This window comes from Microbulbifer sp. MKSA007 (assembly GCA_032615215.1).
Lineage (GTDB): Bacteria > Pseudomonadota > Gammaproteobacteria > Pseudomonadales > Cellvibrionaceae > Microbulbifer.
The window spans coordinates 78591-105560 of record CP128431.1 but is presented as its reverse complement, the minus strand read 5'-3'; the positions used below and the strand labels follow the sequence as shown (position 1 = coordinate 105560).

Sequence of the window (26970 nt, the reverse complement as noted above, 5' to 3'; positions counted from 1 at the left end):
GTGACTAAATTTTCAACTCTGGAACAGGCTCTGTCTGTCATCAAAGACGGCGACACCGTTGCCTCCACCGGCGTGATTGGTTGGATCACACCAGACGTTCTGCTCAAAGGCATTTCTGATCGCTTTGAAGCAACCGGTCATCCAAACAATCTGGATTTCTACTTCCCGTGTGGCACTGGCGACGCCATGCACATCGGCGGCATGGACCATATCGCGAAGAAGGGCCTACTGCGTCGCATCATGGCAGGTTCCATGCTCAACCCTGTTCACCCAGAAACCGGCGAACGCCCAAAACTGATGCAGATGATCCAGAACAATGAGATCGAGTGTTTCAGCTGGGCCATGGGTACCTCCATGCATTGGTTCCGCGAAGTTGCCCGCCGCAGTCCGGGTTACCTGACCAAAACCGGCATCGGCACCTTTGTTGATCCAGACGTATGCGGTGGCAAGTTCACCGAGAGCTCTCAGGACGGTCTGGTCGAGAAGATCAAATTCAAGGGCGAAGACTACCTGTTCTACCCAACCCGTCCAATCCATGTTGGCCTGCTGCGTGCAACAAGTGCGGATGATAACGGCAACCTGTCTTTTGAGAATGAAGCGCTGCTGTCCTCCAACATCGCAATTGCAACAGCCGTTCGAGCATCTGGCGGTATCGTCATTGCTCAGGTCGAAAACAAGGTAGACCGTGGCAGCCGTCCAACCAACATCGTAAAGCTGCCGGGCGCTCTGGTCGATCACGTGGTTCTGGTGGACCATGCTCAGCAGCCTATGGTCACTGATATCGATTACGATGCCAACTACCTCGGCCTCAACCGCATCGAGATGACCGAACTGCCACGTCCTCCGGTCTGTGTCGACAAGATCATTGCCCGCCGCGCATCCTGGGAAACCAAGAAGCATGAACTCGGCATCCTCGGCTTCGGCGCATCCGGCGATATTCCGCTGGTAATGGCAGAAGATGGCAAGTTCGATGGTGATGAGATCTACGACTACCAATTCACCACCGAGCACGGCTCTTATGGTGGCGTGGTCATGATGGGCTGGCAGTTCTCAGCCAATGCAAACCCGGAAGCACTCGTGGATGGCCTGACCCAGTTTGACGTCATTGAAGGTGGCCTGTGTAAGTTCGCAGCCCTGGCTTTTGCTGAGTTCGATTCCAAAGGCACCATCAATGTCAGTAAGTTTGGCAAGGTGAATCCGGGCTCAGGTGGCTTCATCAACATCGCGCACAACGCAGAACGTCTGGTCTTCACCGGTACCTTCACAACTGCAGGCCTGAAAACCGCGGTTAAAGACGGCAAGCTTGAAATCGTCAAAGAAGGCAAGATCAAGAAGTTCGTCGAAACTGCCCAGCACATCACCTATCTGGTGAAAGAAGGCGTGGTGAAGCGCAACCAGCAAGCCAAGATTGTCACTGAACGCGCAGTGTTTGAAGTGCATGAAGACGGCCTGCATCTGGTTGAAATCGCACCAGGTATCGACCTGCAGACCCAGATTCTGGATCAGATGGACTACGCACCTGCAAGAGTTGCAGAGCCACTCCCGCTCATGGATGCAGAACTCTTTGCTGAAGACTACGTCGAGTAGTCAAAAGCATCGTGGAGTGGGAAAGCTTGTTGCCCACTCCACCGACCTTCCAAAAGGAACTCCCAGAGAGTTTGTAAAACCCTGCTGACTGCCCCTGTGTGCCACAAACTCTCTCCCCGCTTCAGCCAGCCAAGCCATCACAAACCCCGCTGACCTGGCTGAAGCGTTGGACTCTCTGCTTCACACAAAGACCATTCCAATGAAACTCAGCTACCGTATCGTTCTGGCATCTGTCGTCGTGCTTCTTTTGTCATAACGCTTAGGTGTAATGGGCAACCTCATCAATAGAAATATCTCGACCTCATAATAAAACCACGCAATACTCAATGCATTGAGTTTGACTAGATTGATGGTTTTAAATGAGTTTTTTGATGCCTTCTCCTTGGTTTGATGCAGAGACCCATCCGAACAAGCTGAACTTGGTTTGCCTGCCTCAAGCGGGGGGCGATACAAGTTTGTACAACCGATGGAAGGTGCTGCTTGGTGATCAGGTGAACGTGATGCCTGCGAAGTTTCCTGGCCGTGGAGTTCGGCTGGGAGAACCATCAATCAATTGTATGGAAGAAGTTGTCGATCAATTAGTGCAAGAGGTTGGGCAGTTCGGAGAAGCCCCATTTGCACTGCTTGGGTCCAGTATGGGGGGATGGATTGCTTATGAGTTGGCTCTCTGCCTTGCCAAGCAACATCATCTTAAACCAACAGCGCTGTTTGTGCTGGCTTCAGCCTCTCCGTTTGCCCCAAGAAACCTTCCGTTCCTTGAAGGATGTACGCGAGAGGAAATGATTGAAGAGCTCATCTCGTTTAATCCTGACTTTAAGCAGATCGCTGAGCATGATGAGCTGGTGAGCTTACTGCTACCTGCGATTACCAGTGATTTTAAGCTCTGCGAGACTTATCGGCCACGTGCCCCTTGGAAGGTTAAGTCCCCCATTTTTGCGTTCGCAGGACGTGAAGACCAAATTGTCGAGCGGAGCAAAGTGGAAGAATGGAAGACTTTGAGCTCTGAAACCGTAGTTATTGACGACGTGGAAGGTGGACATTTCTTCATTGAAGAACGACCAGTCAAGGTACTTGATCAGATAAGAGAGCACGCTGCAAACGTAGTTCATCAGATGTCTCAATCCGCAACCTTGCAGCTAGCGTAAGATACTGTGCCCATTTCAATTTCCGCAAGAGATGCTCAAGAATGGTTTCAAACTCTGAGAGGGAAGTGGCAACATTGCTACGAGACCAATAGGGTGTTGCTGGTTTTCGTACCGATAGAGTTTCCGGTTCCGGGAGACTGCATGTTGACCGGGGAAGAAAATGAAAGAAGTGCACGCTATCGGTTTATTCGAGACAGGCGAGCATATGAGTTGGGCCGCTTTATTGTTCGAACTACGCTCAAGACTACGACTCCTCTTGAGCCTTTTGCAATTAGAGATCGGGGCAAGCCCTACATAAATGGCTATCCAGCGTTCAACATAAGCCACTCTGGTGGATTGGTTGCTGTTGCATTAGCTCGCAAGGAGCCTTTGGGTGTTGATATCGAGTTGATCCGCTCAGACAATCAACCAACTGATCTGGTAGCTGCTGTTTGTCATCCGGCTGAGTGTCGAGAGCTTGCAAGATACTCCGAACAGGAGCGAGACGAGATGTTTTACCGTTGCTGGACCCGCAAAGAAGCCGTGCTGAAGGCGTCCGGTGAGGGTCTTCGAGATGATCTTCGTTCGCTTGATGTGAAGTTATCTCAGCATCAACCGACCATTACTTCTGAAGCTCTATCCATGGCGCTGTTTGATGTTCCTCTTCGCTGGAAAGGTTACAGCTGTACTCTTGCTGTTGACCCAGGTGTTACAGCTATAGATGTTCTCTCACCCTTCCATTCTTATCAACTCGCGTGTCTCGAGCAAGTCCATAACACTGAGCACGTCATCTAACGCCTTACCCCTCATTATGGAGTAGTGATCGGCCTCAATGACCTTCCAGTTCTGTAGATTTGGAAGAACTTCAAGCCAACTTATTCGGTTGTTTGCACTGGTGTTTTGGTTTTCATTCAACCCTTCGGCTGTTTCAGATGCCAAAATTACATTCGCCTTCCAAGAAGGAACCGGACGCATTTGGTGATTGACCATCGCCTTGATGTTGGAGGATGTACAGCGGATAAGAGCTTCCCGATACTCGTGTTGTTCTCCGCGCATGCCCTCTTCGCTAGATTGGACGTTATCGGCTCCCCATTTTTCGCTCAGCTCCTTTAAGAATATCTGCTCAATTTCATGTTTGCTTAGCTGCTGCAAATCTGCGCGTGAGTTTGGGGCTGGCGGGTCGATCAACGTCAACTGGCCAGAGATGCCTGACTTGTCATGGAAATAGAGCGCTACTTCGTGTGCGACCCACGCCCCAAATGACCAGCCGACCAACTGAACTTTTCGTGTTGCGAGCTTTTTGATCAATGTGTCCGCGTAAACCCTCGCTCTTTCTTTTAGACTGATCTCCAGGAGGTCGGGGTTACTGTGGCGAGGGTCAGCTATGACAAGGATCTGGGCGGTATCAGGAAGTTTTGCTGCCAGTTCACGATAGGCTTCCACATCACCACCAACCGGATGTATGAGAACAACGGTTCCGTCATCATATCCAGCCTGCCATTCATGCACAGCTATGGCATCAGACCATGTAGTCTTGTTGGAGTTAGGCTTGACCTCAAGCTGCTGTTCAGCCAACTCCATGATCTGTCTTAGAGAGGAGTTTCTAGGAACTTGGGAAAGCAATAAACGGACCCCGTGTTTCTCTAGTAAACCCACAAGATCGAGAAGAGTAAGGGAGTCCATACCCAGATCATGGAGGCACTCGTCAGGATCGATCTGATCAAGCCCAAGCTGCTCTAGTAATAGAGTTTCAGTTTGTTTTTGAATCGTGACGATTTTCGTCTCAGCGTTGTCAGGTGTGTTTTCAAGATTATCTCCGATCAGAGATCGATAGAAGTATTGAGAGTCTTCAATGTCGCAAGTGCTAACCAGGACTTGCGGGAGAGATGTCGTTCGTATCTGAGAGAAGATGCGCCGTCCTTCGTCATTTGATAGCCCAACCTTCAGATGTTGCTGATGTAGTTCATCGCGCAACTCAGCAGAAACGGCCATTCCGCTCTCATTCCAGATTTCCCAATTGATGGACGTTCTCACAGTATGAGGTGCTGCTGGATTCCTGAAATGCGCAAAACTGTCCATCAAAGCATTAGAGGAGGCGTAGTCGAGCTGGCCAGCGCCACCAAGAACGGCAGACACGGATGAGCAGTAAATAGCCCTTGCTGGCTGGAATCTCTCAATAAAGTGCTCGACGAAAATACTTCCCTCGTACTTTGAACGCATCTTCTTGTGAGCGTTGGCAGGATCTCGAAACGAGATCAGGTTTCCTTCACCGACACCTGATGCATGGACGATCCCAGTAATGGGCAAGTTTATCTCTGCGATGCTATCTAAAGTAGTTGCCCAAGTATCAGGGTTTCCTATGTCTGCTTTGATCAGATGTATTCTGGAGATCTCTTGCAATAAGTCTGCTGGGACACTCGGATTGCGTGAAACGATTGCGACTTGAGACTGAGGGTCAGACAGTAAACTCTTGCAAACCTGAGTTCCGATAGCTCCGCTACCGCCGGTCACCACAAATAGACCTTCTTTCTCCGCTTCAGCGATGGCTGTAGTTTGGTTGTTCGTAGACAAAGTAGAGACTTTGGGCTGCCAAACGAACCCATTTCTTAATGCGAGACGCTGCGCGTCCTGTTTCTCAATTGAGAGTGCAAAGACAATTTCTGACCATCCAGTGCTAGATGGAATGTCTTCAACGTCCAACCAGAGTGTTTGAATACCAAACTCTTGAGGAATAACTGACAGTGGGCCTGCAAGCATGCCATGTTGTGGCTGGTTGACCGTACCGAATACGGGTAGAGCTCCGCTGGAGAGCAAGCATATTCTGGAGATTTTTAGATCGCATTCTTGCTGAGCTTGCAGAAAATAAGTTAGGCTATCTAAACAGGCGCTTTGAGCTTGCTGGAGATCTGCCAGTTTATCTCCAGTCCCCCTGTAAAAGAGCGGAAGGGAATGTATCCAGTCTACTTCTTCAAGATCCATGTTTGCGAGCCGCTGAGTAAGCTGCTCAACGGAACTCTTGCAGAATGGATTTACTGAGATATTGTCTGAGACGGTAGCTAAAGCTTGGCCCTCAATGAAGACAGGAACAACCAGATTATAGACTTCATTGAGTGGCAACAGATCATCAAGAGTGCTATTTGCGTCCAGCAATACAACTGCCGTTCTTGGAACTCTGCCAGCTTTGTTGCTTTCGATCCGGCACACAGGCTGCCAGACCATTTGACTGAGCCATTCGCTTTCTGGAAGCTGCTTAGGGGGGATGATGTTCTTCTGAGTTTGGGAGAATTCCTGTTCGAAAACAGTATATTGTCGAAGGTTGAAGCTATATCCCGGGTGATCCCACGGTGGCGGCGTGCTTTGCCGGTTAGCGGTGTTGGAGGGAGACGAGCTGTTGTTATGTTGCGGAGTAACTGCTTCAAAGGCTGGTTGTTGCAAGGCTTGGCCCAAGACAACGTGTGTGTTAGTGCCGCCAATCCCAAAGCTGCTTACGCCTGCATAACGGGGTTCAGGGCTTTCCCAGGGCTTGCCAACAGGTGGAACATAAAAGCCTTTTTCATCCAAGCCTAGTTCTGGGTTGGAGCGCTCAAAACCAAGATTTGGTGGCAAATATCCATGATAAACTGAGAGCGCTGCTCTAATGAGGCCAAGAACGCCGGCACCGGCTCCTAGATGTCCAATCTGGCTTTTAACGGATGAGAGTGCACAGGAATCTTCCGTGAGTTTGCCATAGGCATTGGAAAGTGCTTGTACTTCAATGGGATCGCCCAGCTGTGTTCCTGTTCCATGAGCTTCGACGTAACCGATTTGGTCACCACGTAAATCAGCATTCGCAAGAGCTTGTCGAATGACCTTCTCCTGGCCGGAAACAGAAGGAGAAGTATAGCTCATTTTGGACCGTCCATCGTTGTTGATAGCCGATCCTTCAAGAACTGCGTAAATGCGATCTCCGTCGGAAAGAGCACGATCCAGGCACTTCAAAACCACTACACCTACGCCGCTTGCACCAATGGTTCCGCTGGCTTTATCGCTGAAGGGTGCGCAGTTGCCGTCCTTGGAAAAGATGTGTTGTGACTGATACTTATAGCCTTCACTCATGTCGGGATCGACAAGGACACCACCTGCAAGCATGACATCGCATTCGCCATTTTTGAGCATGCCTGCTGCACTGTGAATACCAACCAGTGAGCTACCGCAAGCAGCTTGTAGTGTTATGGCTGGGCCTTTGAGATCAAGTTGAAAGGCAACCTTGGTGGCGAGGAAGTCTTTCTCGTGGTGCAGGGCCATTTGGAACTTGTCGGGAAGGGTAGTTGAGGAGGCTGAACGGAGGGCGGCGTGGTAGTAGGTTGTTTCACCGCAGCTTGCAATAACGCCGATGTTCTGGTCGTTGTGGTGAGGAGAAATACCAGCATTTTCAAGAGCATGTACGCAGCTCATCATGAAATGGCGTTGCTGCGGATCCATGAGCGCGGCTTCGCGGGGGCTGATGCCGAAGTACTCGGGATCAAACGACAGCATTTCGCTCATCTGACTTCGGGCACCAACGAAGTCAGGATTGTTAGGCGTGAAATGTTCGATACCACTTCGGTTTTCGAGCACCATGGACCAGAACTCTGCAAGATTATCTGCGCCTGGAACTCTGAGTGCCATGCCGATGATGGCAACTTTATCCGCGCTCTGAGGTGATTGCTCTTTGCTGTCCAGTTGCTCTGTTTCACCATCCTTTTCAATATGTTCTGCCAGTTTAGCGGGTGTTACATAGCGGAATAAATCAGCAATACTCACCTTCACACCCAATTCTTTGCTCAGGTGCATTTGGTAACGCATCAGTTGCAGAGAGGAGCAACCAGCCTCGAAGAACGTTTGATCTGCAGAGAGTGAAGAGCCGACAACATCTTCAAATGCCGCGATGAGTTGGTTTGTGCGTTGGTTTGCGTTTTTTGCGTGTTTTTTGCGTTTCTTCGTTTCAAGAAGAAGCCAATCACACAGCTTCAACGCTCTCTGGTCGATCTTGCCACTTGGTGTGCGCGGCCAGTTTTCGATCTGCCTGAATTCGTCGATACGGATATAATCTGGAAGCCGAGTTGAAAGGTGGCGGTCAAGATCATCTGCACTGATGGAACTGTCCCGAAGGCTGACATAAGCATAAAGTTTGTTGTGCTCTCCATCGAACACAACGGAAGCCTGCTCGATGGCATCGTGATCGATGAGTGACATTTCCAGCTGGCCAAGTTCGACCCGGTGACCGGAAATTTTCACCTGATGATCCTGACGGCCCTGATAGTTCAGGTGGCCAGTCTCATCCAGAACGCCAATATCGCCTGTTTTGTAGTAAAGCTGTGATGGGCCAGAACTGCCATTTGGGTGGAGTTCAACGAACTGGTCTTCGTTTAGGTCTGCGTTGTTCAAATAGCAGTGACGGACCCATTGGCCACCAATGAGGAGATGGCCTGCTTCGTCAGGAACAACGGGTTGGTAGCTGTCGTCGACAAGCAAAATTTCCGTATTGGCTATAGGGTTACCAATAGGAGGACGGGTTGGCCAGTTTGCGGGAGAATCATGGAGGCTATGAACGCAAACCACATGGGTTTCTGTTGGGCCGTAGTGATTGTGCAGGGAAGCCTGAGGCAGTTTGTCGAAGAAACTGCGCAGGGCTCTGGTGCAATAAAGTTGTTCGCCCGCTGTTACAACATTCTTCAGATCAGCCGGAAAAATATCGAACGCCAAAGCGGCTTCACAGAACAACTCCAGAGCTACAAAAGGCATATAGATGCGCTCAATATTGTTGTCGCGCATGTATGTCAGCAGGCATCGCATGTCCTGCCGCCAGGTGGGGTCAATGACATGGAAACAGCCACCGGAGCAGAGTGTCGAAAATATCTCCTGAAACGAAACATCAAAGGCCAGCTTAGAGAATTGCATGGTGCTTTCAGCAGCAGGTAACTCTCCTTGTTCTTGCTGCCAATGCAACAAGTTGCAGAGTGTTTCGTTGTAGACGTCAACTCCTTTGGGGTGGCCTGTCGAACCTGAGGTGAACAGGGTGTACAGCGGTCTTCCGCTGTCAGTAAGTTCCAAAGCCGCTACATCTTGAGTACCTTTGAGGTCTTCCAGTTCCACCGGAATTAGGAGGAGATCACCCTGTTGAAGCTCTGGTGGGTAGGGTGCTCCAGCTTGATGGAGAACTGCCACTGGCTTGGCTTGTGAGACAACGGCTTGCAGCAGTTTTTGGGGATAGCTGAGGTCCAGCGGTACGACTGTTACGCCCAGCTTTGTCAGAGCAAGGAGCGCAATGATGTACTCTGGAGAGGCGTCCATGTAGAGCGCGATACGCAATGGCTCTGATGGATCGACAAAACCAATGGCCTTAGACTGCAGATGCGCTGCGAGTGCGTCTGATAGCTTGCCAAGCTCTTGATAGGAAAGTGTATTATCTTTCCATGCCAGAGCAGAGGCATGGGGTGTTTGCAGAACCTGATCTTGGAACCAGGCTGCCACTGTTTTATGTGTCAGGGCTAAATCACCCCCTTTGAGATGAGCTGCCTGTTGCTGCTTGTCGGTCTTGAAAATATCGCCTGCGGGTTCTTCCAGTTCTACTTGAGATAACCCAGCGAGCATGGCTTGCTCCAGCTGCGTAATGTCCTCGGTACTGAAGTAAGCGAAATCATATTCCCAATAGAACTGGTAGGTCTCAAGCTCGTCCAGAACTGAAAGGTACAACGGGCACTTAGGGGCGATGTGCTCTGGGAAAGATGGCGGCGAATATTCTCCGTTCAGGTTCAGCGTTTCATACCGCGTGTTTTCAGTCGCAAACATGAACTGGAAAGGCAGGCCTGATAAGCGGTTCGTTGTCTGCAAGTGATCTACGACATGTTCAAAAGCAACCTCCTGACAGGCAAGTGTGCGTTTTGAAACTTCGGCCAATGCGCTCGTGTTCTGTCCAATGGTTCGGGCAGGATCGATCACAACCGGCAACAGCATTGTGTTGGCAAACATTCCAACAGTCGCTTCAAACTCTGCTGTGTTGCGGTTTGCTACTGGGCTCGCGATTGTAAATCTTGATTTGCCCAAATGCGCATAAAGCGCGTGTGCGAAAAGAGAATGGAAAACCTGATGAGGTGTCAGAGAAAACTGATGTGCGGTTGAAATCAACTTTGCCCGATGAGCATCATCAAGACGCATCAAACGCGTGCGACCTGCTGGCCCTTCCTGACCAGCACGTTTTGAGTTCAACACAGGTGACCAACATGCGGAGAACTCTGCTTCCTCGTAGATTTTGAAGAGTTTTTCCCGCTGTGTTTTGTAATGCTCGCTTTCCCAGGTTTGCGCTTGCCAAACTGCAAAATCCAGCGTGGTGAGGGAGGTCTGTGCCTGCTCGGAGACCTCTTCGTCGAGTTGAGCCTGATAAGCCCGGGAAAGGTCCTCAAACAAGATATTGAGGGACCAACCATCCAAAACGATGTGATGCGCATGGAGGATGAGCACACTTGAACCATCGGATTCATGCGCAAGATGAAGCTGAAACAAGTGGGGCACTTCAAGGTCAAACGGTTGACCGAAGAGTGTGTTTTGCAGTGCTGCGATCTCGTTCTGCTCTAAGACACCGTGGTAATGAAACATCTCAGGATTATTCTGCGCAACGTGCTGTTCCACTCCATCGTCCGTCAGGTGAAAGCTGGTGCGCAGCGCTGGATGTTGTTTTGCGAGAGCTCGTGACGCTCTCTCTAGCTTTTCGGGATTGAGCTCTCCGGCGAACCGGAAAGTGAAGGGTGTGTTGTAAGAGGTGTCAGAAGGGTTCTTTTGCTGCTGCAGCCACAAACGCTTCTGCTCAGACGTCGCGTGGGCTTTCGAAATGTTTGACGGGGAGGGAACCGGCGGCAAGACGTTCAGCTGAGGGCCTTGATTTCGGATCGTATCTGCAAGCTCAGAAAAAGTTAGATTTAGGAGCTGGGATGGAACTAAGCGATAGCCAAGTGTCTTGTTCAGGTGATTTGCAAGACTAATCGCCTTCAGGGAGTCTCCGCCTGCGATGAGCATTGTATCCTCACCATTCAAGTGAGGCACACTCAGAACGAGCTCTGCAGTCTCCAGAACATCCGTGAGGATTTCATCTGGAGTTCCACTGGAAGATTGTGCGGGGCGGAGTGGAGCGCAGTCCATCTTCTGGAAGGCATCTCGATCAATTTTGCCGTTTGCATTCAGGGGCATTTCGTCAATGCAAAAGATCTGGTGAGGGCGCATGTAATCCGGCAGATGCGCTGACATGTGGGCATTAAGATCTGCATAGTTTAGACGCGTATCCGCTGTCAGATACGCGTGTAGCTCGAGCGGTTTTCCGGGTTCCTGATGTGCGAGTACAAACGCTTGCTGCACCTTAGAAAAATGCTGGAGCCCCTGTTCTATTTCCTCCAGTTCAACACGAAACCCACGGACTTTAACTTGCCTGTCAACGCGGCCAACATATTCTACGAGTCCTTTGTTGTTGAGGCGGACCAGATCACCGGTGCGATACCACCTCCGGCCATCTGAAAGCTCGACAAAGCTGTGCTGTGTTTCCTCTTCTCTGTTCAGATAGCCATGCGCTACGCCAGCTCCGCCAATGTAGAGTTCAGCAGTCTCTGTTGGGTTGGCTTCCTCGCCATTGGAAGACCGCAGCTGACAGTCTGTGCTGGCAATGGGTCTGCCGATTGGAACAGTATCACCGCTAAAGCTGCGGGGTATGGGGTAGCTCAATGCAAAAGTGGCGCACTCTGTAGGGCCATAGATGTTGTGTATTTGGCAAGTGCTTTGTGGGTTTGCCTCATACCAGCCCTGTACGGTGTGCGGGTTGATTTGCTCTCCACCGATCAACAGATGTTCGAGTGTGGTGAAACAGGTTGCCCCGTAATCAACCATGGCGTTGAACAGCGAGACTGTCATGAACATAGTTTTGATGGAGCGCTTTTCCAGCTTCCTCGCAAAACCTTCAAAGTCAGCTGTTTCCTCTGCAGAGAAAACAACGATACAGCCACCTGTTAAAAGCGGCACCCAGACATCAAAGCTGAGGGCATCAAATGCCGGGTTGGAAATGTGTGCGTAGCGATCTCCAATGGACATTGGAACGAAACGCGGCTGATGCGCGAGCCTCTCAATGGCCGTCAGAGGAACTTGCACACCCTTTGGTCTTCCCGTTGTTCCGGACGTGTAAAAAAGAAAAGCCGTGCTGGCGACTGAGGAGGCTTGGAACTGGCCTTGGTCATCGGGCAAATTTCCAGCAACCAACTCGCCTACATGGAGAGTTTTGTATGTTGCCGAGGGAACGGATCTGGAGTGTGCTTCTTGTGATGTGATCAGGAAGCGCGCCTGACTATCAGCTAAAATAGCAGCTTGCCTGTTTGGTGGACTTGCAGCATCCAGCGGGACAACAGTCGCTCCTGCTTTCAGGATTGCAAGCATGAGGACAATGAGTTCCTGAGACCGCGGCAAGCAAACAGCAACAGCATTACCTTGCTTCACACCATGCTGCCTCAGCAGTGCTGCGGACCGGGAAGAATGTGTGTTGAGTTCCAGATAGGTGAGCGTGCTGTCATGGTCCTGAACGGCTGTCAGTTTTGGAAAACGTGCAGCATAATAACTGATGCTCTCAAACAGTGAGGACTGGACCGGACCTTCCTCACCCAACTTCAAGTCAACATAATCAGAGGCTGAATGGTCATGTGAGATAGTGCTGTTCATGATGACCTCTAAGCGACACTAGGTACAGCAGGGGAAAGAGTGTGGGAGTTCTTCCGCTCAAACAACTGAAACTCGTAGGAGATTGCTTTTTTGACGCGCTGGATTTCTTCCGACTCCAGCAGTTCCCAATGGTCTCCGCGAACCAATCTGGTCATGAAGCTGCCTGTCACCCGTTCTATCCAGAACTGGCGTAACTCATGCAAAAAGTCTTTGTTGAGAGACCCGAGGGCCTGAACAAAAACCACGCGAACCTCTAGGGGTTGGCACTCATAGCTGGGAACGCATGACCGGTTGTGATTGTAGACCCGGTGATAGCGCTCTATTTGCGCATCGTCGATGCCCGGGTACATCCCGTTGAACTTGACCAGCTTGTCGCGAAACTCATCGAGGTCCACGGGCGCGAGGCTATCGCGTTCATGTTCTTCAAACCCTTGAGTATCGAGGAGAATGACACTCACATTGTCATTTCCGCGCGCTTTGAGGAGGCGGGCCATTTCAAACGCCACATAACCGCCAAAAGACAAGCCTGTCAGAACGATTTTATCCTGCGCGATATGCTCAATCCGATTCAGATAAGCCTCTGCCATGGCAGGGATGGAAGATAACGTGTCTTCTCCACTGTTCAGACCGTGAGACTGAAGGCCATAAACACCGATGTCATCGGCCAGGATCTTTGCCAGAGACAAATAGCAAAATGCAGTACCTCCGGCAGGATGAACACACACCACATATTCACCATTTTGGCTTTCACGGAACGTAATCAGGTTGTCTTGAGCATTTTCTTTAGGTGCTCCGGCGCGTATCCAACTGGCCAGGGCTTCGATCGTTGGGTTCAAAATGAAGGTCTTTGGAGGCACTTGAACCTTAAACGCTTCGCCAACACGGTGCGCGACCTTGATCGCGGCAATAGATGAGCCACCCACATGGAAGAAGTTGTCGCTGATGCCCATGGACGGATGCAGGAGCACCTCTCGCCAGATGTTATAGATCTGCAGCTCGATATGGTCGCGGGGACTTTCCTGATTGACCTTAAACACGGCTTCATGAGCCATGACGGCAGCTTCAACAGCGCGGTAATCTATCTTGCCATTATTGGTGAGCGGGATCGCCTCCATGTGCAGCAAAGTGTGAGGCAACATGTAATCAGGAAGCTTGCTGGAAAGGTGCTGGCGCAGATCGTTTTCAAGCAAGGGCTCGCCCGTTGAGGAGGTGTAACACAGCGCCAGTTGAGCATCGCCGCCCTCTCGCTGAACCTGAATGGCTGCACAGCTGCGACAATCTGCATGTTCCAGCAAAACCCCTTCAATCTCTGAGAGTTCGATGCGGAAGCCATTGAGTTTGATCTGGTTGTCTTTGCGACCTGCAAAAATCAGCTGGCCCTGTTCGTCATAATAGGCAAGATCACCGGTGCGGTAGAGTGTTTCCTCTGAAACAAACGGGTTGTCTACGAAAGCAGATGCAGTCTGTTGCGGGGCATTCAGATACCCGGAGGCTAGGCCAAAACCACCGATGTAGAGCTCGCCCACGATCCCAACTGGTACAACCGACATGTTCTCGTCGAGCAGATAGGTTTTTGCATTGCTGATAGGTTTCCCAATGGGAGCTGCCGGTTTGTTATGATCTTCAGGTAAAATGCTGTGCCAGGTGCTGTCCACGGTGCATTCTGTTGGACCGTACACATTGTGCAACGTCGCCCAAGGCAGCTTGCTAGAAAACTTGCGTAGCAGTGCACCATTCAACTCACCTCCACCGCAAAACACATCTCTCAGGTGCGTGCATTGAGGGATGAGAGGTTCATCAAGAAAGAGATCCAGCATAGCTGGAACAAACTGAACAGCGGTAATGTTGTGCGAGACACAGAGCTGCGCCAGTTCAGCGGGTGAACTATGAGCTGATGGGGGAGCCAAGACCAGTGATGAACCGGAACACAGAGGCCAGAAAAACTCCCAGATAGCGGCATCAAATCCCATCGGAGTCTTCTGTAAAAGCGCATCGCCGGGCTTAGCCGGGAAGGTACGATTGCTCCAGTCTACGAGGTTGACCAGCCCCCTATGTCTGAGCTTAGTACCTTTAGGAACGCCGGTGGTACCGGAGGTGTAGATGATATAGGCGAGCGCATCAGCATTCGCTCTGCTCGCTTGAAGATTGGTGCTGGCGTAGGATTGGGTGACTTCCTCCGACAACTCTTCATTTAAAAATAGCTCTTTGACATTGCAGGTGGTTGTCAGGTCGGCCATCACATCGGCAGTGGCCGGATGCGTCACTATCAGATCAAGCTGGCTGTCTTGCACCATGTACTCAAGGCGCTTCAAGGGTAGGCCAGGCTCCAGTGGAATGAAATGCCCTCCGGCTTTGAGGGTGGCCAACATGGCGATGACCAGTTCGCTGGAGCGTTCAAGGAGCAAACCAACGGGGCTGCCTACTTTGACACCGCATTCCTGTAAATGATGCGTAAGCTGATTTACCTTGGCGTTGAGCTCGGCGTAACTCCACACCGTTTCACCGCAGACAAGAGCTGATGCATCGGGGGAGCGCTGGCACTGTGCTTCGAATGCTTCATGAATGCACGTTGAGCTTAGAGCGTGCGTTTCACCATGAGGCCAGACTTGCGTAAGCAGGTGCCGTTCTTCTGGCGTGATGTACTCAATCAAACCGACTTGACCATGCGGATCATCGATGGCGTTTGAGAGCAAACATTCAAGGTGCATGGCCATGCGCTCGATGCGAGCCTGCGTGAACAAGTCTTTGTTGTACTCAAAGCCGAGGCTGAACGAAGGCCCGCGCTCAAACACTTCCAGCGTGATATCGAACTTCGCGGTTTGACTGTTCGTCGCAAGCGCTTCTATCTCCACCCCATCCATGTGAGTGGAACCTTCTGGAAGGTTTTGATAGATCAGCATGACCTGAAATAGAGGCGAATGGGCTGGTGAGCGCTCCGGGTTCACAGCTTCAACCACCTTCTCAAAAGGCAGGTCTTGATTGTCCAAAGCTTCCAAAACGATCGTCTGTGCTTGTGACACCAACTCTGCAAAGGTGTTGTGTGCTGATACCTGTGTTTTTAAGGCTAAAGTATTGATGAAGTGGCCAATCAAAGGTTCCACTTCAGCGGTATGGCGGTTGGCAAAAGAGGTTCCGATGCAGGTGTTTTCCTGTTTGCTATAGCGCCACAGAACAATGGCAAACCCCGCCAGAAACAACGCAAAAGGTGTGATTGATCTGCTTTTGCAGAAGGATCTCACACGCTCACTCAGTTCATCCCCGAACATGAGTTCAAAGTGCGCGCCATTGTGTGTCTGCTCTGCGGGGCGGGGATAATCTGTCGGCAGATCCAATAAGGCAGGCAACCCGGCAAGTTTCTCGGTCCAATATTGGGTTTGCTCCTGTTCCCGAGAGAGCGATTGCTGGCTATGGGCCACATAGTCCGCGTACTGCATCTTGAGCGTTGGAACATCAGGCGTCGTGCCTTGCCTGAACGCGTTGTAATGGGCGGTTACTTCGTTGAAGAACAATCCGATTGACCAGCCATCAGCAGCAATATGGTGCAGGTTCACCAGCCAGACATATTCGCTTTCTGAGAGCTTCACATAACTGGAGCGGACAAGTGGCCCGTCTTCCAAATTAAACGGCTGACTGGCTTCCTTCTGGACATGATCGTTCAGTGCGAGGCTTTTCTCTTTATCGCTGAGCTGAGATAGTTCCAGAACCTCAAGAGGAAGCTCTGAATGTTCAGCAAAAGTCTGCTGAGGAACTCCATCACAGAGACCAAACTGTGCGCGGAGCATGTCATGACGAGCAACAATAGCGTTCACCGCACGGTGGAGTGTTTCGACGTCCAACGCTCCGCTCACCTTCAGCGCGATGGGGTTGTTGTAGAACGGATTATCAGGCTCCAACTGGTGCAAGTACCACAAATGACGCTGTGAAGCAGAAAGCGGAACGCCAGTTGATTTTCCGGCCTGCGCCTGCTGCTGTAATAGAGAAATCAACTCGGACTTTTGAGCTTTCAGCGCAGCAGCCAGTTGTGGCTCCAAAAATCCTTTTGGGGCCTTGAAACGGAGTTTTTCACCATCTGTTTGCAGGCTCACATTGTGACTGGCGAAATGGTTGAGCAGTTGGTGTGCATTCATATTTCAAACTCCTCCATTTCGTCTTCTTCTTGCTGCGCGAGAGCTGGTGTGGTGCCGAACGTTTCAATGGTGTGTTGCCGGTTCTGGTCTGCTGTGCGCGTGCCGCCAATCATAGAATAGATGAGCTTATGGGAAGAGCTGAGCTGAAACAGATCAGTCAGAGCTCTCTCATCAACCGAGCCAATGCCGCAAAGCCCCAGTCCAGTCTCGTGAGCACGCATGGTCAGCAGCTGCGCCATTGCGCCCGTTTCGATCAGGCAGAACTGGTTGCTCATCTCACCGTAAAGCGGCTCTATCGCTTTGCGCTCTGCCACAAAGAACAGGGCAAATGCGGCCTCTTCAAAAGTCGGGCGATTGACGAAGTAGTCATAAGTGTCCGGACTGAGTGCCTTACCATCCGTCGTTGAAATCAAAGCATGATTTTGCGGATCGTAATAATACGCCCCGCCGTCTAATCCCTGCACGCGGTCAGGCTTGATGTAGATGTACGTCTGCACCGGATAGAGCCCACCTGCGCTGGCAAACAGGTGTTTCGGGGCATCTGATTTTTGATTGCGCCGCAAAGCTGAAAGCAGGTCTTCCAATCGGTTTTTGGGCAAAGGATCGGGAACGAACTGTCGCACTGATCGGTAAGCATCAAACTCATCAAATCCACGAGGATTTGAGTGTGCCAGTTGGTGCTGGGTGTGTTGCTGACCAAACCGACGTAAACCTGCGTTACGATCCTTGAAGGTCTGGCGCTCCTGTGGGTCTTCAATGGCCGCAATCGCAGAACTGGCCGCTGTGCTCTCTGCTTCAGCACCTACTTGGCTGAACTGCTCCCGATACATCACAAGGAGTGTCGCAAGGCTCGGGCTGCCCATAAACTTTGCGAGCGGAGGGCGGAAGGAGAGCGTGCTGGAAAGAGCGTTAGAGATGCGCGTGATATCGATTGATGTTGCCCCCAACTGCAACAAGTTCTCCTCTGGAGCAATCTGTTCCAGTTTCAAAACATCCGAAACAATCTCGCGGATCTTTTCTTCCTGCTTTCCTTTCGGTTCAAAGCTGACTTGAGTTGTCGATGACCTGCTTGGCCGTAGCAGTTTTTTGCGATCTACTTTGCCGTTTGCAGACACTGGGATCTGTTCAATCTCGATAAGAGAAGACGGGATCATGTAATGGGGCAGGTGCGCTCGCAAATATTCCAGAAGTGCATCCGTGTCGACACCGGCTCTTTCTGGTACCACATAGCCAACAAGCTGCTTGTCGCTTTGTGCATCTCCAAAGACTTTAAAGACAGAAGCTTTCACCGCGTCATGCGCGTTGAGGACGGTCTCAATCTCACCTAACTCGATCCGGAAGCCTTGCACTTTGACCTGCGTGTCCATGCGGCCCAGAAACTCAATGTTTCCATCGGGCATATAACGGCCAAGGTCTCCAGTGCGATAAAGGCGCTCGCCGGTTATTGGGTGAGTGATGAAACGATAGTTGGTTTGCTCCTCATCCTGCCAATAGCCCTGGGCCAGTCCAAGGCCGCCAATGTATAGCTCTCCGGTGACCCTGCACGGACGGGCTGCCAACGCCTCATCCAGAACATAGAACTGCTGATTTTCCAGCGACTTGCCATAGGGAACACTCTTCCAATGAGGCAAGACATCCTGAACCGGGTAACAAATGGACCAGATGGAAGCTTCTGTCGCTCCCCCTAAGCTCAGCACCTCAGCATTGGAGGCCAGCGCGCGGGCGCGGCTCGGAAGTGAAAGCGGGATCCAGTCACCAGACAACATGATCTGGCGCAGGGACGTCCCCAGAGATTTACGATCACTCTCAGTATAATCCACCAGCATGCCGAAAAGAGCAGGGGCGGAGTTCCAGATAGTCACATTGTGTTGTGTCAGGCACTCCAGCCAATGAGCGGGGTCTTTCACTTCATTTTCATTGGGTATGACAACAGTGCCGCCTGCTGCCAGCAGGCCAAAAATGTCATAGACAGACAGATCAAAACCCAATGCAGAGATAGCAAACACGCGGTCCTCTGGCTGGACATTCAAGCGTTTATTGATGTCCAGAAGTGTGTTCACAGCACCACGATGATCAATCATGACGCCCTTCGGTTCTCCAGTAGATCCGGAGGTGAAGATCACGTAAGCCAGATCATCGGGTTGTGTTTCCGCAGTTTTGAGTTTGTTGTCGCTTGCTGCGTCCAGTTCCGAGCCCACTTCAATGGTCAGAGCGAAATCTGGAACACCCTTTAACTTGTCAGTCTGGCCGGTTTTAACGCAGATGAGTTTGGAGTCGGTCCGTCGCAAAATGCCTTCTATGCGATTTGCGGGCAGGTCTGGATCTATTGGAAGATACGCGCCTCCGGCATACAGGATGGCAAGTGCAGCAACTGTCTGCTCCCAGCCCGGACGCATCTTGATAGCCACAAGCTCACCTTTATCCAATCCCTTTTGCTGCAAAAGAGTTGCAAGGTTCCGCGCCCGTTGCCGGGTCTGGCTGTAGGAGAGCGTCAGGGCATCGCATATGAGGGCTGGGGCATAAGGTGTCTTGAGAGCTTGTGTATCAAAAAGCTGATGCATCAAGGGCCAGTGCTGTGAAAGCGCTTTGTCTGCATCCCAGCTAGGGAAGGTTTGCAGTGCTGTTTGCTGCCATCGATCCGGTGCCACCAGCTCTTCCAGCAATGCGCAGTAAGCGTCAAACATCTCCTGCATCATGCCTTCAGGAAATAGCTCATCGATGCTGTCCCAGTTGAAGCACAGTTCGCCATCGATCTCCAGAATCGTATGATCCAGCCAGACTTGCGGTGTTTGGGTGATCGTATGAACGTTTTGTGCATTCATGGCAGTGGAGAGTGTGATTTCCTCCTGGTCCGGGATCATCTCCACCAGAGTACTGTTGAAGACAATCGGCATGCCTGTCTGTTGCTCACCGCGTTGTTTGGTCAGCTCGCGCAGAACCTGCACACCACTGACCTCGCTGTGATCTATATCTTTCCAAAGTTGCCGCTGAGCTGCTTTTGCATTTGCAACAAAATTGGTTGTGGCATCAAAGCCGACCTCCAACAGAACGATCGACGTGAAGTCACCGATGAGGCGGTTGATATGAGGGTGAAGTGGCTGGCGGTTGAACACCGGCAAGCTCAACGTAAACTGAGGCGATTGGCTCCATTTGGCCAATACCTGGGTAAAGGCCGTCAGCAAACAACCAGAGGGCGTTACGCCATGTTGACGTGCATTTGCTTTGATCTGTGACCACTTGGCTGCATCCAACACAAGGTGTCTACGGGTAAACCGGGGATTGCTGATGCTTTCAGGCTGCTTTGCCAGTGGCAAGTCTGGTGCTGCTGCCAGTGTGGCAAGCCGGTCCTGCCAGTACTTCAGCGAGGTTGCATAGCGTGAGCCATCCCGCAGCGCCAACTCTTGCACCACATAGTCTCGGAAGGTGATTTCGATCTCTGGGAGCTCGACCTGAAGGTCTTCATAGAACGCGGCTAGCTCACGGGAAAAAATCTGACTGCTGGCAGCATCGACGATCAGGGCATCCATGGAGATGTGCAGGCGAGTGACACCATTATCAAGTTGCAAGGCTCTGAACTCAAACAGTGGCCATGTGCCAGCATCCAGCACCTGATGAGACATGGCCTCCCGGTTTCTGGCGATCATATGCTCTACGACACGTGCATTTCGCCCTCGGGCGTCATCTGTCTGGATGATGTAGTCAGGAACATCCTGCAATATGCGTTGTGTGCCGTCCTTGGCAAAAACAGCTCTCAGCATGTCGTGGCGCTGGATCAGTTTATTCAAGGCTGCATTGAAGCGGCTGAGATCCAGATCAGGAATTTCAATTTCTTCATAAGCATGTGCGCTGACACCGCCCAGCCCTAAGCCATCATCTCTGCCAACCCAATAGGCCTGTTGGATGTCCGTTAACGGGAAGGGTTCATACCGATTTGCCTCATCTGAATGAATCTGAACCACAGACAGCTTTGGCTGGCTGCTCTTGGAGTTGGCTGAAGCTGCAAGATCTGCAAGTACCGGATTCTCGATGAGATCTGTGAGGGACAGGCTGAGTGACAGGTCCTTGTTCAGAGTATGAATGAGCCGCGTTGCAAGCAGCGAATGTCCACCCAGATCGAAGAAGTTGTCCGTGCGGCCAATCTGGTCAACCTTGAGCACGACCTCCCAGACCTTCGCAATGTCCGCTTCAAGGCCTGCCGCAGGCGCTTCGAAGTCTGATGCTGTGAGCCGAACTGGAGAAGGCAATGCTCTGCGGTCGATTTTGCCGTTTGGCGTGATGGGCAGTTCGTCAAGCGGTACCCAGTCTGTGGGGATCATGTAGTCTGGCAGACGGGTTTTCAGCTCCGCTCGCAGTGCGTCGACAGAACATTTTCCAACGAAGTAACAGATCAGCCGCGCATGCTCTGCACCTGTAGACCGATCAAAGATAACAAAGGCTTCCTGGATACCTTCGATCTGCAATACGCAGTTTGTGATCTCCATAGGCTCAATGCGGAACCCGCGAAACTTCACTTGATCATCAGCTCGTCCATGAAATGCCAGAGTGCCATCCGGGAGATACGCAGCCAGATCGCCAGTACGATACAGGCGAAGAGGTGGCTGTGATCTAAATGTGTGCGAGATGAACCGGTCAGCGGTCAGATCCTCATTGCCGAAGTAACCAGAGGCCAGATTATCTCCACAAACGTAGATTTCACCGATTGTTCCCGAAGGCACAGGTCGCATGCCATCGTCCAGAAGAAACACACTGGTGTTATCCATTGGCTTTCCAATAGGCGGAGAAGCTGGCCAATCTTCCATGTGCCCGCAGTCCAGAATATGCTGGGTCACAATGTGCGTTTCGGTGGGGCCGTACTGATTGTAAAAGTGACGTCCACCCAGTGCCTTAAGAAGCCTGCGCAGGCCATCGTTGACGAGCAGCGCTTCCCCCGCTGTAATCACCTCGCAAGCAGGCCCGTCCGGTAGGTGTTCGGACTCAAAAAGGCCTGCCATCTGCTGAAGGACTGCAAAGGGCAAGTGGGCACGTTCAACACCGTTGGACTTGATGAAGCCAGCAAGATTGCCGATGTCTTTGCGCTGCGTATCCGTCATCAGTACGAGACTTGAGCCTTGACACAATGTGCAGAAAACTTCCTGAAAAGCCACGTCGAAATTGAGCGATGCAAACTGAAGAACGCGTGCTGGAGCTTTATCCGTCGGGCCTTGCTTTAACTGCCAATGCACCAGATTACGCAGCATGCGATGTGTTTGCACAACGCCTTTGGGTTTCCCTGTCGAGCCAGATGTATAAAGCACGTAGGCAGGATCAAGCGGGGCAGGCGCATGCGCAGGATTATCCGCTGATGCCGACTGGCACCGTATTTTGAGTTCTTCGATGGTCGCCGTTGCTTCCCCAAACTCTTCCGGGAGTTTGGCTCTCAGTGTATTTGTTGTGATGATGAGATCTGGCTGGACATCCTGCAGAATAACCTGAAGCCGCGCTCGCGGATAAGCAGGGTCCAGCGGAATTACTGTGGCTCCCACCTTTAAGATACCCAGCAGAGTGACGACCATCTGCATGGAACGGTCAACACACACTGCGATGTTAGCTTGAGCGCCAACACCTTGCTGCCGGAGCGTGTGAGCAAGCTGATTGGCCTGCCTGTTTAGCTCACCATAACTGAGCGTTTCTTGCCCGAGGATAACAGCGGTCGCAGCGGGTGTTTCTGCCGCGTGTTTTTCAATCTGCCTGCTGATGCATTCTAATTCAGGATATGGCACAGAGCGTTGTTGCCAAGCCTCCAATGCCTGAGTTTGCTCCAACTCAGTCAGCAGGCTTATGTCACTGAGTTTTGCGTTGGTGTTCGCGACCAGTTGCGCGAGGACATACTCAAAGTAACGTCCAATGAGAGCTGCTGTTTCTGGTTCAAACAGGTCGCTTGCGAACTCGATTGCTCCCTTCAACTGGCCGTTTACGTTCTGAAGTGACAGCAGTAGATCGAACTTGGCTCCTCCATGGTGATGGTGGAGCAGCTCAACAGAGAGACCGGGAAGCTCAAACTGATCATTGTTCTCACCCTCCCACGCAAACATCACCTGAAAGAGCGGTGCGTGCGCAAGGCTTCGAGGCGGATTGAGATGCTCAATGACCTGTTCAAAAGGGAGGTCCTGATTTTGCTGAGCCTCCAGCACCGTTTCCTGAACTTGCGAAAGATACTCGGTCAGGGGCAGGTCTTTGTTTGCATCCACCCGCATGGCAAGCGTGTTGGCAAAAAAGCCGATCAGCTTATCGAGCTGCGCGTGGTCTCTGTTGGCAACCGGACTACCAACAACCAGATCCGTTTGGCCTGAAAGCTTGGAAAGTGTGAGTGCCCAGGCCCCCAGAAGCGTGGAAAATACGGTACCGCCGCACCCAGCCGAATACTCTTTTATCTTCCGAGATAAGGCAGCATCCAGTTCCAGCGGGATTGCTGCCCCTTTGAAGGACTGTCGTTTGGGTCTCGGATGGTCCAACGGCAACTCTAGAAGCACTGGTGAGCCTTCAAGCTTGGAACCCCAATAGTGTTTCTGTTCGTTCCATGTGCCCTCGCTGAGTTCTTCCCGCTGCCATGCTGCAAAGTCAGCATACTGGATTTGCAGATCAGGGAGGTTGGGCTTCTGTTGTTTGATCAAAGCTGAATAGAGCTCGCTCAGCTCTTTGCTAAAGACACCCATGGACCAGGCATCTGAGATGCTATGGTGCATCACAATTACGAGTGCATGATGAGTCTCATCTCGACGCAGTAGGGCCGCCCGAAAGAGTGGTCCTGCCTCCAAATCGAAAGGCTCAGCAATCAACCGTGCAACATGCTCCTTCAGATCATCGTCTTCAGTCAGCGGTGTTGGTGCCTCCATCCGCCATGCATTTGCCGGTTGAATGTCCAGATGGGCTGTACCGTCTTTTTGCTTGAACCGCGTGCGCAAAGTCTCATGGCGTGCCACGATTGTCTCGATGGCTTGAGATAGGGCGGAGACCTCCAACTTACCTTTCAGCTCAAGCAGGAGGGGCATGTGGTAAGCTTCGCTTTGCCCTTCCATCTCCGCCAGGTACCACAGGCGTTGCTGTGAAGACGAAAGCGGAAGCTCCTTGGTTCTGTCAGCGGGGGTAATCTGCGTGTCTGCGCTGGAGGAGGTCCAGTCAATCGCTCTAGCAAGGGTGGCAAGTGTTGGTGCCGTAAATACGATTGTAGCCGCCACATCTACAGAGAAGACCTCGCGGATACGTTGGGCTAAACGCACTGCCAGTAGGGAGTGACCGCCAAGAGTGAAAAAGTTGTCGTGGCGCCCAACGTTACTGAGGCCGAGCAGATCAAACCAGATCTGAGCTAGCTCTGTTTCTTTCCCTGCCCGTGGAGGGGCAAACTCTGCTTGGGAAAGAGTTGTTGGATCAACATCCGGTAGTGCTTCGTGATCAACCTTGCCATTTGGCGTGAGGGGGATCTGCTGAATTGCGGCAATGCCAGCAGGCACCATGAAGTGAGGCAGCTTTTGGCTCAAACCTTTCTTGAGCTCAGCAAGCACATCGCCATTGTCTTCGCTGGAAAGAACCACATAGGCCAGCAGCTGTTCTTCTCCGGACTTCTCGTTTACGACGCAAATAGCAGTTTGAACGCGCTCATCGGTTTCAAGAGTGGCTTCTACCTCTCCCAGCTCTATACGAAACCCGCGAAGCTTGGCTTGTCTGTCATTGCGCCCCAGAAACTCAATGGATCCATCGCGAAGCAATCGACCCAGGTCTCCTGTTTTGAAAAATCGTAGATCATCACGGCCCGCAACAGTGGCGAACTTTTGTTCGGTTAGCTCAGGTGCGTTCCAATACCCTTGCGCAAGTCCAGCTCCAGTGACGCAGATTTCACCGACAACGCCTTTAGGTACAGGCTGGCCTGAGGGATCTAAAACCAAGACGCTGTAGTTCTTGATTGCCTTGCCTAAACTGAGGTTGTCAGTCTGCGAGAAAGTTTGAGGCAGGGTGAGAGCAAGGCAATCAATCGCTGTTTCAGTTAAGCCATAGGCATGGATGATTTGCGCGTCAGGCCCGAAAACACTGCGTGCTTCAGCGGCACCTTTGGAGGACCACCGGTCGGATCCACACACGATGGTTTTGAGGGGAGTTGAAGTTGCGCCACTCTTCCGTATGTGTGCTGTCAAACTATCCAGCACTGCCGGAACAAAATCTGCGAAGGTCGTCTGATACTGCGTGATTTTTGCAAGCAGGGCTGTGCTGTCGATTAACTCATCCTGATTGACAAGGACAAGCGTGCCTCCAAACGTGAGCGCGCGGACAAGATCTGCTGTGAACACGTCAAATGACAGGTTAGCCATTTGCAAAACACGTGGCGGCTCGTCGAAATTATACAGTTCGCTCCAGGCATCTCTGACGGTCCAGATCGCTCGATGATCCACCATCACGCCCTTAGGTCGTCCTGTCGAACCAGATGTGTAGATGATGTAGGCTAGATCATCAGGGTCAATGGAAATAGTTAAGTTCTGCCCACCCAGCGAACCCCATTCATCTTCTTGGGTTTTGATATGGACGACCTCCGCCGCGAGGTCGGGCAGGTGAGTCAGTTGCTTTGCCCCATATGCATCAACCAGTATGCACTTAGGTGAGCAGTCCTGAACAAGCGTGTTGATCCGCTCAGGAGGGTAGTTAGCATCAATCGGAATGTAGGCTACACCTGCTTTCAAAGCAGCCAGCAATGCTGTGACAGCATCTGCGGACTTCTGCATGTAGACCGCGATGCGATCCTGTTTTTGAACCCCAAGCGAGCGAAGATATCTGGCGAGTTTGTTCGCTTGCTCGTTGAGTTGAGCGTATGTGAGTTCGTCCTCACCATCGATGATCGCAATCCGTTCGCCATATGAGGTAGCTGTGGCTTCAAACGGAAGATGGATAGGCTCGGCAGTGGAGGTCTTGTTACATGCCAAGAGAGAGGTCTTTAGCGTTTCAGTACGTGCCGCTTCATCGATGATGGGCAGACTAGCAACACCTTGCTCTGGATCCTCGCAAATGCCTTGAACCACCTGCAGAACATAACCTGCGAGTTGCTCGATGGACTGCCGGTCAAAGAGTGCTGTTGCGTACTCCAGTCCACCAGAAATCTTAGTCCCGTTGTCCACCAGCTCCAGTGTAAGATCGAACTGCGATGCACTGCGGGGAACCGAGAATGGTTCATGCTTCAAATCGGCAAAGCGAAGTGTTGCATCGTCAAGAGTTTGCCAGGCAAACATAATTTGGAACAAAGGTGTATGGGAAAGTGACCGCTGAGGGCTCAGTGCATCCACCACCTGCTCAAAAGGAACAGATTGGTTATCCTGACTGTCGAGGAATGTATCTCGCGCGTGAGCCAGCAGCTGGCTCACCGTTATGTCTTCATCGAAGTTGAAGCGGAGTGCCAGCGTGTTGACGAATAGCCCCACCATCTTTTCCAGCTCTTTGCGAACCCGGTTAGCTGATGGTGTTCCAATGACAATGTCATCCTGACCAGACATGCGCGTAAGCACAACTGCAAAGGCGCAGATAAGCACCAGGTACGGAGTTGTCCCCGCCTCACGGGCAAACCCTCTTATCTGTTCTGTGAGTTCAGAATCTAACTCAAGAGGTAGAAAGTCCCCCTCAAAACTTTGCTGTAGCGGACGTTGGCGGTCTGTTGGCAACAGCAAGCGTTCTGGCGCCCCGGATAGGCGCTGCTCCCAGTAGGCCTTCTGCTTCTCAAAGCTCTTTTGTTGCTCAGGCTGTTTTTGCCAATAGGCATAGTCTGCGTAAGAAAGCTCAGGTGTGTTGCGGTCAACCGGTTGTCCGGTCTCGATCTGGTGCGTGTAGTTTTCGCTCAGCTCCTTGAGCAAAAGCCCGTTGGACCAACCATCAGAAATGAAATGATGCAGCACAAGCAGCAACACATGCTCTGTCTCACTCACCCTGATAAGGCAGCAACGTGCGAGTGGACCGGTCTTCAGATCAAACGGCTTTGTGCATTCCTCATCCACCACGTGGTGGATTGCAGCTTCTAAATCGTCTTCAGTCTCAATGTTGATCAGATGCAAAGGCAAGCCGCAGGTGGGAGGAGCAAACCGCAGCCCGGGCTCTCCGGCGTCTTCACAGACAAATGCGCGAAGGCCTTCGTGGCGGGCGATCAGTTGATCCAGTGCGTTTTGAAGAGCGCTCGTGTTGAGCTCTCCTCGCAGGCGGATGCCAAGTGTGAGGTGATAGGCGGATCCTATCCCTGCGATGCGAGAAAGGAACCAAAGCCTCTCTTGGGCAAAAGATAAGGGCAGGGGACCTTCATCTCGCGGAGCTTTTTGAGAGCGGTGTGCTGGCGCAGCTTCAACAGCTGCTCCGGTGTCAGAGAGCGCATTTTTCGCTTGTTTTGTCCGTCCTGCATGGTTCCTCCCAGAGACGCTGACGAC

At 51.7% G+C, this 26970-nt stretch carries 7 protein-coding genes; 3 read left to right on the top strand and 4 right to left on the bottom strand.

Features of this window, described 5'->3' with window-relative positions; translation table 11 throughout:
• The 3 genes from QT397_00335 (at position 1) to QT397_00325 (ending at position 3506) form a co-directional block, all read left to right on the top strand.
• Entirely contained in the window at positions 1-1587 is a 1587-nt protein-coding gene (locus tag QT397_00335; GenBank protein ID WNZ53856.1) for a CoA-transferase, read from the top strand.
• 371 nt (positions 1588-1958) lie between these two features.
• Positions 1959-2732 (top strand): alpha/beta fold hydrolase, encoded by a 774-nt coding sequence (locus QT397_00330; protein WNZ53855.1) that lies wholly within the window; start codon positions 1959-1961, stop codon positions 2730-2732.
• 141 nt (positions 2733-2873) lie between these two features.
• Positions 2874-3506, top strand: a complete 633-nt coding sequence (locus tag QT397_00325) for a 4'-phosphopantetheinyl transferase superfamily protein (GenBank protein WNZ53854.1) — start codon at positions 2874-2876, stop codon at positions 3504-3506.
• On the opposite strand, the gene QT397_00320 is transcribed toward QT397_00325, so the two are convergent.
• The 4 genes from QT397_00320 to QT397_00305 are packed head-to-tail and all read right to left on the bottom strand — an operon-like array spanning position 3441 to position 26945.
• On the bottom strand, positions 3441-12419 hold the full coding sequence (locus tag QT397_00320) for an amino acid adenylation domain-containing protein (GenBank protein WNZ53853.1): 8979 nt from the start codon (positions 12417-12419) through the stop codon (positions 3441-3443). The two genes, QT397_00325 and QT397_00320, sit on opposite strands and share 66 nt — an antisense overlap.
• 8 nt (positions 12420-12427) lie before the next feature.
• A complete protein-coding gene (locus QT397_00315; protein ID WNZ53852.1) occupies positions 12428-16546 on the bottom strand; it encodes an amino acid adenylation domain-containing protein in 4119 nt (1372 codons plus the stop codon).
• Positions 16543-26784, bottom strand: a complete 10242-nt coding sequence (locus tag QT397_00310; protein ID WNZ53967.1) for an amino acid adenylation domain-containing protein — start codon at positions 26782-26784, stop codon at positions 16543-16545. The genes QT397_00315 and QT397_00310 overlap by 4 nt, the downstream gene beginning before the upstream one ends.
• Positions 26781-26945, bottom strand: coding sequence for a hypothetical protein (locus QT397_00305; GenBank protein ID WNZ53851.1), 165 nt, complete (start codon positions 26943-26945; stop codon positions 26781-26783). The genes QT397_00310 and QT397_00305 overlap by 4 nt, the downstream gene beginning before the upstream one ends.
• Between the last annotated feature and the right edge of the window lie 25 nt (positions 26946-26970).

Bases quoted from the DNA above. Each gene is read 5' to 3' on its own strand.
- QT397_00325 (WNZ53854.1), top strand. From the start codon at position 2,874: ATGTTGACCGGGGAAGAAAATGAAAGAAGTGCACGCTATCGGTTTATT.
- QT397_00320 (WNZ53853.1), bottom strand. From the start codon at position 12,419: ATGAACAGCACTATCTCACATGACCATTCAGCCTCTGATTATGTTGAC.
- QT397_00315 (WNZ53852.1), bottom strand. From the start codon at position 16,546: ATGAATGCACACCAACTGCTCAACCATTTCGCCAGTCACAATGTGAGC.
- QT397_00330 (WNZ53855.1), top strand. From the start codon at position 1,959: ATGCCTTCTCCTTGGTTTGATGCAGAGACCCATCCGAACAAGCTGAAC.
- QT397_00305 (WNZ53851.1), bottom strand. From the start codon at position 26,945: ATGCAGGACGGACAAAACAAGCGAAAAATGCGCTCTCTGACACCGGAG.